13 protein-coding genes are annotated in these 13,848 nt (G+C 61.3%); 9 read left to right on the forward strand and 4 right to left on the reverse strand.

Annotation, left to right across the window (positions count from 1 at the left end; all coding sequences use genetic code 11):
* Positions 1-113: 113 nt before the first annotated feature.
* The 6 genes from G9X64_RS02900 to G9X64_RS02925 all read left to right on the forward strand — a co-directional run bounded on the left by G9X64_RS02900 (position 114) and on the right by G9X64_RS02925 (position 5,792).
* The gene (locus G9X64_RS02900; RefSeq protein WP_131708063.1) at positions 114-863 is read left to right on the forward strand and encodes a FadR/GntR family transcriptional regulator; all 750 of its coding nucleotides are present in this window, start codon (positions 114-116) and stop codon (positions 861-863) included.
* Positions 864-1,057: 194 nt separating this feature from the next.
* Positions 1,058-1,636, forward strand: coding sequence for an isochorismatase family protein (locus tag G9X64_RS02905; RefSeq protein WP_171375892.1), 579 nt, complete (start codon positions 1,058-1,060; stop codon positions 1,634-1,636).
* Positions 1,633-2,640, forward strand: a complete 1,008-nt coding sequence (locus G9X64_RS02910) for a GlxA family transcriptional regulator (protein WP_171375893.1) — start codon at positions 1,633-1,635, stop codon at positions 2,638-2,640. The genes G9X64_RS02905 and G9X64_RS02910 overlap by 4 nt, the downstream gene beginning before the upstream one ends.
* A 359-nt stretch (positions 2,641-2,999) precedes the next feature.
* Positions 3,000-4,013: an ABC transporter substrate-binding protein gene (locus G9X64_RS02915; RefSeq protein WP_168315972.1), complete on the forward strand. Its 1,014-nt coding sequence runs from the start codon at positions 3,000-3,002 to the stop codon at positions 4,011-4,013.
* A 67-nt stretch (positions 4,014-4,080) separates the two neighbouring features.
* Positions 4,081-4,899, forward strand: coding sequence for an ABC transporter ATP-binding protein (locus G9X64_RS02920; RefSeq protein WP_168308330.1), 819 nt, complete (start codon positions 4,081-4,083; stop codon positions 4,897-4,899).
* An 11-nt stretch (positions 4,900-4,910) separates the two neighbouring features.
* Positions 4,911-5,792 carry an ABC transporter permease gene (locus tag G9X64_RS02925; protein ID WP_062942872.1) on the forward strand — a complete coding sequence of 294 codons (882 nt, stop codon included), beginning with the start codon at positions 4,911-4,913 and terminating at the stop codon, positions 5,790-5,792.
* A gap of 70 nt (positions 5,793-5,862) precedes the next feature.
* Here G9X64_RS02925 and G9X64_RS02930 read toward each other — a convergent pair whose 3' ends face one another.
* From G9X64_RS02930 to G9X64_RS02945, 4 genes are all read right to left on the reverse strand, one after another.
* Positions 5,863-7,263: a sensor histidine kinase gene (locus tag G9X64_RS02930; RefSeq protein ID WP_171375894.1), complete on the reverse strand. Its 1,401-nt coding sequence runs from the start codon at positions 7,261-7,263 to the stop codon at positions 5,863-5,865.
* On the reverse strand, positions 7,253-7,921 hold the full coding sequence (locus G9X64_RS02935) for a response regulator (RefSeq protein WP_168308332.1): 669 nt from the start codon (positions 7,919-7,921) through the stop codon (positions 7,253-7,255). The genes G9X64_RS02930 and G9X64_RS02935 overlap by 11 nt, the downstream gene beginning before the upstream one ends.
* Positions 7,922-8,037: 116 nt before the next feature.
* Positions 8,038-8,898, reverse strand: a complete 861-nt coding sequence (locus G9X64_RS02940) for a carbohydrate-binding protein (RefSeq protein ID WP_168315971.1) — start codon at positions 8,896-8,898, stop codon at positions 8,038-8,040.
* 11 nt (positions 8,899-8,909) lie between these two features.
* A complete protein-coding gene (locus G9X64_RS02945; RefSeq protein WP_171375895.1) occupies positions 8,910-10,706 on the reverse strand; it encodes a heparinase II/III domain-containing protein in 1,797 nt (598 codons plus the stop codon).
* Positions 10,707-10,837: 131 nt separating this feature from the next.
* Between G9X64_RS02945 and G9X64_RS02950 the strand changes: the two genes are divergently transcribed.
* The 3 genes from G9X64_RS02950 to G9X64_RS02960 are packed head-to-tail and all read left to right on the forward strand — an operon-like array spanning position 10,838 to position 13,835.
* Positions 10,838-11,824, forward strand: coding sequence for a carbohydrate ABC transporter permease (locus G9X64_RS02950; protein WP_168308335.1), 987 nt, complete (start codon positions 10,838-10,840; stop codon positions 11,822-11,824).
* Complete coding sequence (locus G9X64_RS02955) at positions 11,821-12,657, forward strand: carbohydrate ABC transporter permease (RefSeq protein WP_168308336.1); 837 nt, start codon at positions 11,821-11,823, stop codon at positions 12,655-12,657. The genes G9X64_RS02950 and G9X64_RS02955 overlap by 4 nt, the downstream gene beginning before the upstream one ends.
* 5 nt (positions 12,658-12,662) lie before the next feature.
* Positions 12,663-13,835, forward strand: coding sequence for a glycoside hydrolase family 88 protein (locus tag G9X64_RS02960; protein ID WP_168315969.1), 1,173 nt, complete (start codon positions 12,663-12,665; stop codon positions 13,833-13,835).
* Positions 13,836-13,848 lie beyond the last annotated feature (13 nt).

Here is a 13,848-nt window from a genome sequence, read left to right on the forward strand (position 1 = left end):
ACTCTCTCTCGTCGGCCCTTATCCATTGAAAGGCGGCAAAATTTGTCATACATGTGTGATGAATCGTGAATTTCGCAATGCCGCGCGTTTGAACGGCATTCGGATCAAGGCCGATGCGGGGGTCAAGCGTGGCAATGCAGGTGAAGGATCGCAGCAAAGGCTCCGGGTCGCTGGTCTCACAGGTTGGCGAAAGCCTCCGGCAAGCCATATTGAGCGGCCAGTATTCCGCAGGCGACAAGCTTCCGAGCGAACACGAGCTGACCGAAACGCACAGCGTCAGCCGAACCGTCGTGCGTGAGGCGGTGGCAGCACTGCGCTCCGACGGGCTTGTCGAGGTGCGCCAGGGGGCCGGGATTTTCGTACTCGGCGCGGATCCGGCGCTTTCCGCGCGGAAAGTCGACAAGGCCCGCGTCGCCTCCGATCTTGAGGTCCTCGAGATCAGAACACCTGTCGAAATCGAGGCGGCGGGCCTAGCGGCCCTGCGCCGCTCGCCGGCACAGGAGGAAGCGATATTCGAATGTCATCGGAAAATCCTCCAGTGCATCGAGAGCGATCAATCCATTCGCGATGCGGATCTCGAGCTCCATGCCGCAATCGCCGAAGCCACGAACAATCCGCTGTTCAGGCAGTTCCTGGAATCGCAGGGCTCTGCGATCATCCCGCAGTCGAGGCTCGTCCCGGAATCGAGGACGGCCGAACAGACCGCCTATCGAAAGCTGATCCACAGGGAGCACGAGGCAATCGTCGTCGCCATCTCGGACAGGGACGAGCAGGCCGCCCGCAACGCCATGCGCGACCATCTGGTCGGCAGCCAGGCCAGGTACCGCAACCTGCTAAGAGATCTGCGAAGCTTTACGAGCTGATATCTGATCCGGAATTACGTGGGAAGTCAGACCGATTATGTGAGCACCGCCGGCAGGCGCCGGATGTGGCTCGAGGCTCTTGGCGCAAGGCCGCCCCTCAGTGTCGCTGTTGGCGCGAATTGTCCGTTATTTGTCCGGCGCGCGCATTTTCCCCTGTCTTCAAATCGCCGAATATGACTTCATGATCAACCTGCATGGAGCAAAAAATGTCCGGCCATGATACTGTCCTTCTCGTTATCGACGCCCAAGAGTCCTTCCGACACCGCAATTATTGGGATGAAAACCTCGCTTCCGGCTATATCGATCGTCAGCAGGCTCTGATCGACGGCGCCGAAGCCGATGGAATACCCATCATCCAGATCTTCCATGTCGATGAAAACGGTCCGTTCTCGGAAGCATCCGGGTTCGTCAGCACACTCGCCCCGCTCAGGATCGCGCCCAAGGCGACGTTCAGGAAGAACCGCCATAGCGCCCTGGTCGGTTCCGGTCTCGACGTGTGGCTGACCGAGAACGGCGTCCGCCGTATCCTCGTCTCCGGCATCCGCACCGAACAGTGCTGCGAGACCACGACCCGCCACGCCTCGGATCTCGGCTATCAAGTCGACTATGTCGGTGAAGCGACCCTGACCTTTCCGATGACCGACGCCGCAGGACGCACCTGGAGCGCCAAGGAAATCCGGGACCGGACCGAACTGGTCCTGTCGGGCCGTTTCGCTCGGATCGCGACCGTCGAAGAGGCCCTGGCTGGGCGCGGAAAGTCGCTCGCCGCATGACGGTCGCCGCGCAACCCTTCGATATTCCGGTCTTCGTCGTCGTGCCGCCGCGCGTGCTGCTGCTCGACGTGGCCGGCCCGATCGAAGTGCTGCGCAAGGCGAACCTCGAACAGCCCACGGTGCGTTTTACCGTGACCTATATCGGCCCATCGGCGACGGTCGGCAGCTCGATCGGTCTTGCCGTTACGGGCGTCGCCGCGTTACCCGAGCGCTTGCCCGATTCCGCGCTTGTCGTCATTGCCGGCAGCGCCGATGCCCCGATGGATAACAACCGCCCGTGGGACGAACAGGAACGCGCCGAGCAGGCCGCCATCGTCGCATGGCTGAAGCACGCCATTCTTCCGGGAATTCGTCTGGTCTCGATCTGCTCGGGCGCATTGCTCGCTGCCGAGGCCGGAATGCTCGACGGCTGCGAGTGCACCACGCATCACGGCTGTATGGAAGATCTGATCAGGCTCGCGCCCAGCGCGCGCGTCCGAGACAACCGGCTCTATGTCGAGGACGGAGACCGCCTCACCAGCGCCGGCATCACCGCCGGCATAGACCTCATGTTGCACATCGTTGCCGAAGCAGCAGGACATGCCTGCGCGCTTGCGGTGGCGCGATATCTTGTCGTCTATCTCAGGCGCGGCGGCTCGGATCCGCAGCTTTCGCCCTGGCTTGAAGGCCGCAACCATATTCACCCGGTCATTCACCGTGCGCAGGATGCGGTGGTCGCCAACCCCACTCAGGACTGGTCGGTGGCGTCCCTTGCCCGCCTCAGCGGTGCCAGCCCGCGCAACCTTTCACGACTGTTCAACGAACAGACGGGCATGAGCGTTACGGATTTCGTCAACCTTATGCGGGTCGCTCTCGCCCGCGAGATGCTCTCCGGTTCACGGATGGACATGGAGGCCGTCGCGATGCGCGCCGGCTTCGGCTCGGCGCGGCAGCTCCGCCGCGCCTGGAACCGTCTGAATGACGGCCCGCCGAGCGCGGCACGGTCAACGCTGCCCGTCGGTTGATAGACTGCTCGCCGCCGGTCACCAGATCGCGATGACGATCGCGGACATATTGTCTCGCACTTTTCACGTTGAAGCACTCGCCGCGATGGCTTGATGCTGCATGCTCGGAAAGAGATCCGTCTGGGACAGACATCTGTGGAAGGCACGGCGCATCTGGCTTAAGAAATGACTGCGCGCCCGTTGCGTCCAGTCGCTCCAGCGATGGGGGATGCATCGATGGAATTCGACGGGCTGCTGACCCATCCGCGACTGAAAGCTAGTTGAAAGCTTCGACGTCATAGGAAGGGGCAGCATCGTGGAGGAGACACGGGTCAAGGTGGCGAGGCGACGATGCTAGCAAACCACCGGAGGAGATTTCCATGCGTTCTTCACGCAGCCTTTTTCACACCGTCGCTTTTTCGACGCTTCTCGCCGCAGCACCTTTCGCGACCAGCGCCGCACATGCGGCCGATAAGATCACCATCATGGTCGGCGGTTATGAGAAGCAGATCTATCTGCCCGCCAAGCTTGCCGAATCGCTCGGATACTTCAAAGACGAGGGTCTCGACGTCGAGCTGCTGAACGAAGCTGCCGGCGTCGATGCCGAAAATCAGCTTCTGGCCGGCGCCGTCCAGGGCGTGGTCGGCTTCTACGACCACTGTGTGGACCTGCAGGCCAAAGGCAAATTCGTCGAATCCATCGTCCAGTTCAGCCAGGCGCCGGGCGAAGTCGAGATGGTTTCGAGCAAGTATCCTGACATCAAATCGCCGGCCGACTTCAAAGGTAAGACCCTCGGCGTCACCGGTCTCGGCTCGTCCACCAACTTCCTGACCCTCTTCATGGCCTCGAAGGCCGGGCTGAAGCCCGGCGACGTCGTGACGGTTCCGGTCGGCGCCGGCGGCACCTTCATCGCTGCCATGCAACAGGATCAGATCCAGGCCGGCATGACGACCGAGCCGACGATCTCGCGCATGATCAAGACCGGCGAGGCGAGCGTGCTCGTCGACATGCGCACGGTCGAGTCGACCCGTCAGGCGCTCGGCGGCACCTATCCGGCCGCCTCGCTCTACATGGAAGCCTCCTGGGTCGACGCGCACAAGGAAGAGGCACAGAAGCTCGCCAACGCCTTCGTCAAGACGTTGCGCTACATCAACACGCATTCGTCCGCCGAGATCGCGGACAAGATGCCGAAGGACTTCTACGTCGGCGACAAGGACGGCTACATCAAGGCTCTCGACGACGGCAAGGGCATGTTCACACCGGATGGCGTCATGCCGGAAGACGGTCCGAAGACCGTGCTTGCCGTGCTCTCGGAGTTCTCCAAGAACGTCAAGGGCAAGCAGATCGACCTTTCCAAGACCTACACGACGGAATTCGTCAAGAACGTCAAGTAAGGCGTCGCATCCCGATCGATCCATGGGCATTGCGTGCACGCGCCCAAAGCACGCCTCAGGTATCATCATGCAAAATGACAAGAACCAGATCCCGGCGATCGAGCTGATCAACGTCAGCCGCCGCTTCGTCTCACCCACCGGCAAGTCCCTTACGGCCTTGCGCGATTTCAACATGACAGTCGCCCGCGGAGAGTTCGTCGCCGTCGTCGGCCCCACCGGATGCGGCAAATCGACGACGCTCAACCTCGTGACGGGTCTCGCACGCCCGAGCGCCGGTGAAGTGCGGTTGATGGGCGGTCCGATCACCGGCATTGACCCGCGTGTCGGCTTCGCGTTCCAGACCGACGCGCTCTTTCCCTGGAAGAACGTCATCGACAACGTCATGGCCGGTCCGCTGTTTCGGGGCAAGTCGCGCACTGAAGCGGAAAAGAGCGCACGCGACTGGTTGGCCCGTGTCGGCCTTTCGAAGTTTGTCCATCACTATCCCCACCAGCTTTCCGGCGGCATGCGCAAGCGCGTCTCACTGGCACAGACCTTCATCAATGAGCCGGAAATCCTGCTGATGGACGAGCCGTTTTCGGCCCTCGACGTGCAGACCCGCACGGTCATGCATGAAGAACTCTTGAAGCTGTGGGCGGAGCGCAAGGCCTCGGTGGTGTTCGTGACCCACGACCTCGAAGAGGCTGTCGCCCTTGCCGACAAGGTCTATGTGCTGACCGCCGGCCCCGCGACGGTAAAGTCGGTCTACACGATCGATCTCCCCCGTCCGCGCGTCGTGTCGGAGATCCGCTACGAGCAGAACTTCATCGACTATTGCAAGACGATCTGGGAGGACCTCCGCGAGGAAGTCGAGACCAGCTACCGCCGCGCAAGCGAAGCGGCCTGAGGGAGGATATCATGGCACACATTACACTTGAGGCCGGTTCGGCCACCATGTTTCGGCCGGGCACGTCGGACACGGAAATCGAGGCATCGGCGCTGAAGGCAATGCGCCGGCGCAAGACGCTGGTGCGCTTTTGGCAGATCGCTATCCTGGTCTTCGTGATCGGCATGTGGGAGCTGTCTTCCAACATGCAATGGATCGATCCGTTCTTCTATTCGAGCCCGAGCGGCGTCGTTCAGCGCCTCTACGAATGGGCAACCGAAGGCACCACGGAAGGTTCGCTCTGGTATAATCTATGGGTGACGATGGAGGAGGCCTTGATCGGCTTCTTCGCGGGTTCGATCACCGGCGTCTTCGTCGGCATCGGTCTTGGCCGCAACCGCTTCCTGTCGGACATCTTCTCCGTCTATATCAAGGCGATCAACTCGATACCGCGCGTCGTTCTTGCCCCCATCTTCATCATGATCATGGGTCTCGGCCTGCCCTCCAAGGTTGCTCTCGCCTTCATCATGGTGTTCTTCGTCGTCTTTGCAAACGCCTTCCAGGGCGTGCGCGAGGCCGACCGCAATATGATCGCCAATGCCCGCATTCTCGGCGCCTCGGACTGGCAGGTCACCCGCACGGTGGTCATCCCGTCGGCGATGAGCTGGATCTTCGCCAGTCTGCACGTGTCCTTCGGTTTCGCGATCATCGGCGCAATCGTCGGCGAATTCGTCGGCGCCCGCTTCGGGATCGGCCAGCTCATCTCGATCGCCAAGGGTACGTTCGATGCCGCCGGCATGTTCGCGGCAATCCTCCTCGTCATGGTCGTCACGCTTTTTGCCGAATACATCATGACATTGATCGAGAACCGCCTGGCGAAATGGCGTCCGCAGCAGCACCTCGATACCCAGTGATCAAATCAACCTCTTCCCAAAGCAGGCCGGGCGCCCATGTCCGGCCTTCCTTCATTTGATGCACTTGGGTCTAAGCGAGCGGAAGCCGGACCGTCACGACGAGCCCACCGCCTTCCGCATCTTCGAGTGAGACTGAACCTCCAGCGCCTTCGACAACCTCCCGAACGATCGCAAGCCCCAGACCGCTCCCCTCGGCTTCGGTCCCCATGATCCGGTAGAATCGCTCGAAAACCTGCTCGCGCTCGCCGCTCGGAATACCCGGCCCGTTATCCTCGACGGTCACCACGGCGTTGCCATCCGCCTGCCCGACTGCGACGGTCACCCGTCCATTCGGGCGGGTGTAGCGGATCGCATTGTCTATGAGGTTGACCAGCATCTCGCGCAACATCGTCGCGTCGCCGTCGACAATGACCGGGCGGACGGCTTCCAGGCCGACGTCGATGTTGCGCCTCAGCGCCTCTTCGGCATGTGCTTCCAGGATCTCGCGGGCAGCCTTGCTAAGGTCGGTCGCATCGCTGCGCGGGCGCCGGCTTCCGGGCTCGGCCCGCGACAAGGTAAGCAGCTGGCTGGCGAGACGCGAAATCTGCTTCGTGCTGGTGCGAAGGGCGAAAAGCGCCTCGTCGCGGCGAGCCGCATCGGCTTCGCGGGCCGCCACGCTCGCCTGCGTCGAAATCAGCGCCAGGGGGGTTCGCAGTTGATGCGCAGCATTCGATACGAACCGTCGCTGTGCGGCCATCTGGTTCTGGACGCGCTCCATGTAGTCGTTCAGGGCGTGAACGAGCGGCTGCAGCTCGCTCTGCACCATCTCCGGCGGCAGCGGATCGAGACGGTTGCGCCCGCGCTGGCGCAGGGCATCCCGCAGTCTCAGCGCAGGTGCCAGGCCCCGCTGAAGGCCGAGGATGGTCACCAGGCTTGCGACGAAGACAAGCACGAACTGCTTCGAAAAGTCTGAGAGCCACAATTGCCTTCGCATCGCATACTGGCTGTTATGCGTAACGGCGACGGTGACGGAGATCGTGCCGTCATCGGGAAGGCCGACGACAGGATGGTCGAGCATCAGGACGCGCACATCGGCACCATGGAACGTGCGATCCTCACCGGTGCGCTGGACGGCCGGCAACGGCAAGTCGGGAAAGCCGCTGAGCAAACTGCCCCATGCGGTGATGACCTGATAGGATACCCGGTCGCCGAAGCCCGTATCAAACATCTCCAGCGCGGAAGGCGGCACATCCACCTGAACATTGCCGCCCTCGTCGACGCGGACGGCTTCGGCAATGACGCGCGTCGAGGCCAGAAGTGTTCGATCCGTCACCAGCTTTGCTGTGGCATCCGCCGTCCAGAAGCTGTCGTAAAGATTGAAGCCGATCGCCCCGCACAGCGTCAGCAGCACCCAGCAGAGCAGTTGCGCCCTCAGGCTCTGGCTGAGCCGCGCGATCGTCGCACCCACCTTTGTGACGAGGCTACTGGACATGTCTGAGGAGATAACCAAGTCCGCGCAACGTGGCAATTTGAACCGAACTGCTCTCGAGTTTCTTTCGCAGCCTGTGGACGTAGATTTCGATGGCACTCGGATCCGCCTCGTCGTCGAAACCGAACACGCTTTCAGAAAGGGCGGCTTTCGAGATGGTGTTGCCGAGCTTCATCACAAGCTGTTCAAGAACGGCATATTCGCGCGGCGTCAATTGCAACGGCTCGCCTGCGACGAAAAACTGCCGCGTCCCGCCGGAGAAGCGCAGGTTGCCGACGGTAATCTCGGACGATGCCCGGTCTTGTCCGCGGCGGACCACTGCACGAATCCTTGCTTCGAGCTCGGCTATTTCGAAGGGTTTGGCGAGATAGTCGTCGGCGCCGCTATCAAGCCCTGCTACACGGCCGTCCAGGCTCGCATTGGCGGTCAAGATAATAACCGGCAGCTTGTTTCCGGACTGCCGCAATCGCTTCAAAAGCGTCAATCCGTCAAGCTTGGGCAACGCCAAGTCGAGGATCATCGCCGAATACTCCGCCACCTTGAGCATATGCTCCGCGTCCTCGCCGTCATGGGCAATGTCGATAGCGTATTGCGCCTGTCGCAGGGCTTTACCCAGCCAGGCCGCCAAATCCTTGTTGTCCTCCACCACAAGCAGTCGCATCCGACCTCCTTAGCATGTGCAGGCGGCCTGGCGGAAGCGCGACACGGTTTCCACAGCTGATGCTTGGCCTCTGTTCCCGACCGAAGCAGAAAGAGATGCTATCACCTGCGATCGCCCTAGGCGTCGTCAACGAGCGCCCCCGTCGGCGCTTCCGGTATGGCCTTCGACCGCAACCGCGACGTTTCGGTCTCCTGCGCCTCGGTTCCCCAGATTTCGATCTGGGTCAGCGCCGGATAGGGCGAGGCGTCCTCGGCCTTGATCAGACCGTGCAGTTCCACCCATTCGACGATGCAGGGCTCTATTGGAAAGGCCTGGGCGGCGCCCGATTTCACCAGCGGAAAACAGGTGGTCTTGCCATTCGAGAAGGTGACGCTGACCTTTTCCCACCAGGAATCATGCGGGAAGTCGGCCCGGAGATAGAAAGCGATCTCGTCGATCCTGACCGGCCTGCCGAATTCCACCGTCAACGCCGCTTGCGGATCGCGATTGATGCCCCAGCTCGTATAGGGCCAGAAGCCGTGATCATCGTTGGCCTTTTCGCCGTCGATCGCGTTGCGCGCGGCAAACACCGCTTCGCCCCGGGTCTCGACATTGGCGCGCGCATGCGGAAACAGAACCCGATTGGCGTGATCGTCCCAGGGATTCAGGGCGAGATTGCGCCGATGGACAATCTCGTCAGGGCGCGTGCTACGCGCTGAAAGCCGATGGATATCGCCCCTGAAGGCATTCGGCGAATAGGGCTTGCGTTTGTCGCCGAAGGGCACGGCGAGCGAATAGGCACATTCCTTCATATAGACCAGGCAGGGTTGGATCGCGCCATCGAGGGCGAGGAAGACATGTCCGGGCTCGGAGATCTCCACGACCACGCGATCGCCTTCGCGATAACTCTGGCGATAGACCAGGAACGTCTCGGCCCGGCCTGTGGAACTCGCCAGCACTGCCCCATCGGCATCCACGATCTTCAGCATCAATTCCATGCTCGCCTTCCTCATACGATCCGCAATCTCAGAAGCCGGCCGGCAAACGGCACGCGCAGCCGGTAGATTTTCCCGGGCCAGGCCGATCTCAGCCGCGCGTCCTCCACGCCGATTTCGTCGAGTTCGATCTCGCCGCCGCCATCGACGAAAATGCTGCCGAGATCGGCGAGATCGATCCTGACCGGGGCGACGGTCGGCGCCAGGCACGTCATCAGCGACAGAACCGCCGGCTCGCCTCCGTCATAGCTGTCGACGATCTCGACATGGCGGCCGCGCAGCAGCGAAACGACGCGCCGATAGCCGTGCAGCTGCGCTTCGGGGGGATAGGCGCCTGAAATATCGAGCGATATGCGCGCGCTCCCTTCGTCGAACCCGACCTCGACATCGCGCGCGCCAAAGGTTTCGCCAGCGGACTGCATGACACCTGCGAATGTCGGCAGGTTGTGGAACGCCGACTGCATCGTCCATATCTCGTAGCGCCGCGCCGAAAAGGTTTTTGCGGTATAGGTCTCGACGCCGACATCGATCAGGAACGGATGTCCGTTCTTGTAGAGCGTCACGCTCCCGACATCGTTGTGATTGTGGCCCTCGCCGTTGTTGCCGCCCTTGACGGCAAGCGAAAACTGCCCGTCGCTGGCAATGAACAGGCCGATGCCGGGATAGAAGATATCGCGCCGGGATGCAGGATGCGGCTCGGCGGCAGCGGGAAGCGTCGGGCCGGCCAGCAGTTCCTGCACGCGATACCAAAGGTTCCATTCCCCGGGCAGGTGCGGATTGTCGGAAGCGGCTCTGTCGGATGCAGCGAACTCAGCCAGCATCTCGGAGCCGACCGCCCGTCCGAACAGGTATTCCCGCGCGCTGCAGGGTTCGACCACAGCGGAGGAATCCGCGAAGTTGAAATAGTAGCGGCCGGCCACATGCATATGGGCAATATATTCGGCCATGTTGCGGATCTTCGGTTGCTGCCAGACCCCGGCGAATAGGCCGGGTGCCGCGGCATCCATGATGGTCAACGCACCATGCAGGCAGAGTGCGGCGTGGCGGTAGTAAAGCACGCCCTCTTCGCAGGCCCCGTCCTCGGCATAATCCTTCAGGAAGGCGTCGAGGCTGCCGAGTGCCTTTTCGACGACGGCGTGGCGCGTGGGCTGGTCGGTTTTCAGGGAGAAAACCGTCAACAGGACATTCTGGCTTATCCATGCCGTCCAGTTGTTCATCCGCTCCTCGCCGCGCCCCATCCACCAGAAATGCCGGCCGAGATAGGGCGAAAGGATGCGGGTTTCGATCTCGCGCTCTATGCGTGCCACAATCTCGGGGCTGATGCCGTCGAGCTCGTCGCCAAGCAATGCGACGATGGTGGCAAGCAGCGCCGCCGTTTCGGCGGCGAAGAGATCGACGACCGGCTGCGAATTGTCGGGAAGCGGCAGGCGCGCACCGCTTCGTTCATAGGCGTTGTGCGCCGGAAGCTGCCAGCCGCTCTCCTCCACAATCAGGAAAATGCCATCGACGATCTTCGGCAGGAACCGCGCCCTGCCTTCGATGAGTTCGCCGAGCACCAGATTGTTGAGCATCCGCCGCCGCGTGAAATAAAGCTCCTCGAAGCGCGAGCGGTTGCCCGTTGCGGTGAACTCCCGGTAGTCCGAGGCCGCAATCAGCGGCCAGGCGCGCGCAAGCGTCTCTTCGGCCTCACCAACGACCAGTTCCCGTACCGTTTGCGGCACAGCGCTCCAGCTGGCGCGATCGGAGCAGACCGCCCCGGGCGTGAAATCGCCCAGCACATCCGGCAGCTCCCCTGAAATCTCGCTGAACATGTCTCTCCCCGTACCGGAAAAGCATCGATGGGCATTTGGTCTGCATGCTCACCTATCATATGTGTTTTGCGCTTTCCATGAAATTCGTATGACCTATTCAGAACTTGTTTGACCAATACCGGATATGTGCTATGTCGTTGCAGGAGGAAGAGGAGGCATCGGTGTCCATATCGAATTCGGTCATCGCGACAGATGGTGCTCCGGCAATCCCAGGCCGAAAGGCCGCCGTCTTGTCCAAGCGCCAGCGCAGGATACGCAGCGCGCTCGTCGCCTATTCCTTCATTGCCCCGAATTTCATCGGCTTTGCCGTCTTCACGCTCGGCCCGATCCTGTTCGCCTTCGTGCTCGCCTTCATGCATTGGGACGGTTCGAATGCGATCACATTCGCCGGGCTGGATAATTTCTGGCGGCTCTTCGATGACAAGGCCTTTATCGCGGCGTTCTGGAACACAGTCACCTATACGGTCGCCTCCGTGCCGGCGACGCTCATCTGCGCGCTCGGCCTCGCCGTTCTCCTCAATCAGAAGATCGCGGGGCGCGATTTCTTCCGAACGGCGATGTTCTTCCCTTATGTCGCCTCGCTGGTGGCTGTCGCGGTGGTCTGGAACATGATCTTCAATCCCGAGATGGGACCGGTGAACATGATCCTCTACACGCTCGGCCTCGATCCCAAGAACATGCCGGGATGGGCGGCCGATCGCCACTGGGCGATGGTGACGGTGATCCTCTTCGGCATCTGGAAGAACATGGGCTATTACATGGTCATCTATCTGGCCGGCCTGCAGGGCATCAATGCGGAGCTCTACGAGGCCGCCGATCTCGACGGCGCCAATTCCTGGCAGAAATTCATTCATGTCACCGTGCCGCAGCTCGGGCCGACGACCTTCTTCGTCATCGTCATGCTGACGATCCAGTCCTTCAAAGTATTCGACCAGATCTACATGATCACCCAGGGCGGCCCCGGCACCTCGACGCTCGTTCTCGTCTACCACATCTATAACGAGGCCTTCATTTCCTGGGATCTCGGCTATTCCAGCATGGTTTCGCTGGTGCTGTTCTTCCTCGTGCTCGCCGTCACCGTCTTCCAGTTCCACCGCCAGAGGGAGGACGAGGCATGAGGATCGCCGGGCGCAAAATCACCATCAAAACGGTCCTCCTCTATGCAATCGTCATCACGGTGACGATCGTGATGACCATGCCCTTCGCCTGGATGCTCTCGGCGTCGCTGAAGCTCAGCCGCGACGTCTTCGCCTTCCCGATCGAGTGGATACCGTCGCAACCGCAATGGCAGAACTACGTCGACATCTGGACAAAGATCCCGCTTGCGCTTTTCATCTACAATACCTCGAAGCTGACGATCATCGTCACGCTGCTGCAGTTGCTGACCTCAAGCTTTGCGGCCTACGCCTTCGCCAAGCTGAATTTTCCCTACAAAAACACGCTGTTCCTCGGCTATATCGCCACCATCGCCATGCCCTGGCAGGTCTATATGGTGCCGCAATTCCTGCTGATGCGCGAATTTGGTCTCAACAACACCCATCTGGCGCTGATCTGCCTGCAGGCCTTCACCGCCTTCGGCGTGTTCCTGATGCGGCAGTTCTACATGTCGATCCCGACCGAGCTCTGCGAGGCGGCCCGCATCGACGGCATGAACGAATACCAGATCTGGGCGCGCATCATGCTGCCGCTGTCGAAACCCGCACTCTCGACGCTGACGATCTTCACCTTCGTCAGCACCTGGAACGATTTCCTCGGGCCGATGATCTATCTCACCAAGACAGAGCTGAAGACCGTCCAGATCGGCCTGCGCATGTTCATCTCGCAATATTCGGCCGAATACGGGCTGATCATGGCGGCTTCCGTCGTCGCCCTTATTCCGGTTCTCGTCGTCTTCCTCTCTCTCCAGCGCTTCTTCGTCGAAGGCATCGCCTCGACGGGACTGAAGGGTTAAAATTCATGAACGCCGTTTCCCCAGTCGCCCCGCAGCCGATCACCGACGAAGAGGTGAACGCCGCGCTCGATCTTGCCGTCGCCCAGATCCGGCGCAACCTTCCCGAGTTCACCTACGCTGCGCAGAACCATTCGAGCGTCGGCAATTTCTATCCCGCCGTGGCGAATACTCAATGGACCGCGGGCTTCTGGCCCGGCGAGCTGTGGCTCGCCTTCGAGCACAGCGGCGATCCGGTCTTCCGCTATGCAGCGCAGATCCAGGTCCAGTCTTTCCTGCACCGGATTGTGAACCGGATCGAGACCGATCATCACGATATGGGCTTTCTCTATTCGCCCTCCTGCATCGCGGCCTGGAAGCTCGTCGGAGACGAGGATGGCCGCAAGGCCGCCATCCTGGCCGCCGACCAGCTGATCGAACGCTTCCAACCGGTCGGCCAATTCATCCAGGCCTGGGGCCACAAGGGGAAGGCAGAAGAATACCGCTATATTATCGACTGCCTCTTGAACCTGCCGCTCCTCTATTGGGCAAGCCGCGAGACAGGCGATCCCAAATATCGCGAGATCGCGCTCACGCACGCCCGCACCACGCTTGCCAATTCGGTGCGAGCAGACGACTCTACCTACCACACCTTCTACATGGACCCGATCTCTGGCGCGCCGGTGCGTGGCGCCACCAAGCAGGGCTACCGGGACGACAGTGCTTGGGCGCGCGGCCAGGCCTGGGGCATCTCGGGAATGGCACTCTCCTATCGCTATGAGCGGATCGAGGTATATCGCCGGACTTTCGACCGGCTGCTCGCCTTCTATCTCAACCGCCTGCCGGCCGACATGGTGCCCTATTGGGATCTGGTTTTTTCGGACGGCGATGGCGAGCCGCGCGACAGCTCGTCAGCGTCCATCGTCGCCTGCGGCCTTCTGGAGATGGCCGATCTCGTCGAACCGGAGCCGGCCGCACGCTATCGCACGCTGGCGCGCCGCATGATGAAGAGCCTCGCGGATCATTATGGCGTCAAAGACCCGACCGTCTCGAACGGGCTGGTGCTGCACGCCACCTATTCGAAGAAATCGCCGTTCAACACCTGCCGCGGTGAGGGTGTCGATGAATGCGTCTCCTGGGGAGATTATTATTACATGGAAGCTTTGACGCGCCTTTCGCGCCGCTGGTCTTCCTATTGGTGAATTCAGGAGAACC

Origin of the sequence: Rhizobium sophorae (genome assembly GCF_013087515.1) — a bacterium.
GTDB classification, from domain to species: Bacteria; Pseudomonadota; Alphaproteobacteria; order Rhizobiales; family Rhizobiaceae; genus Rhizobium; species Rhizobium sophorae.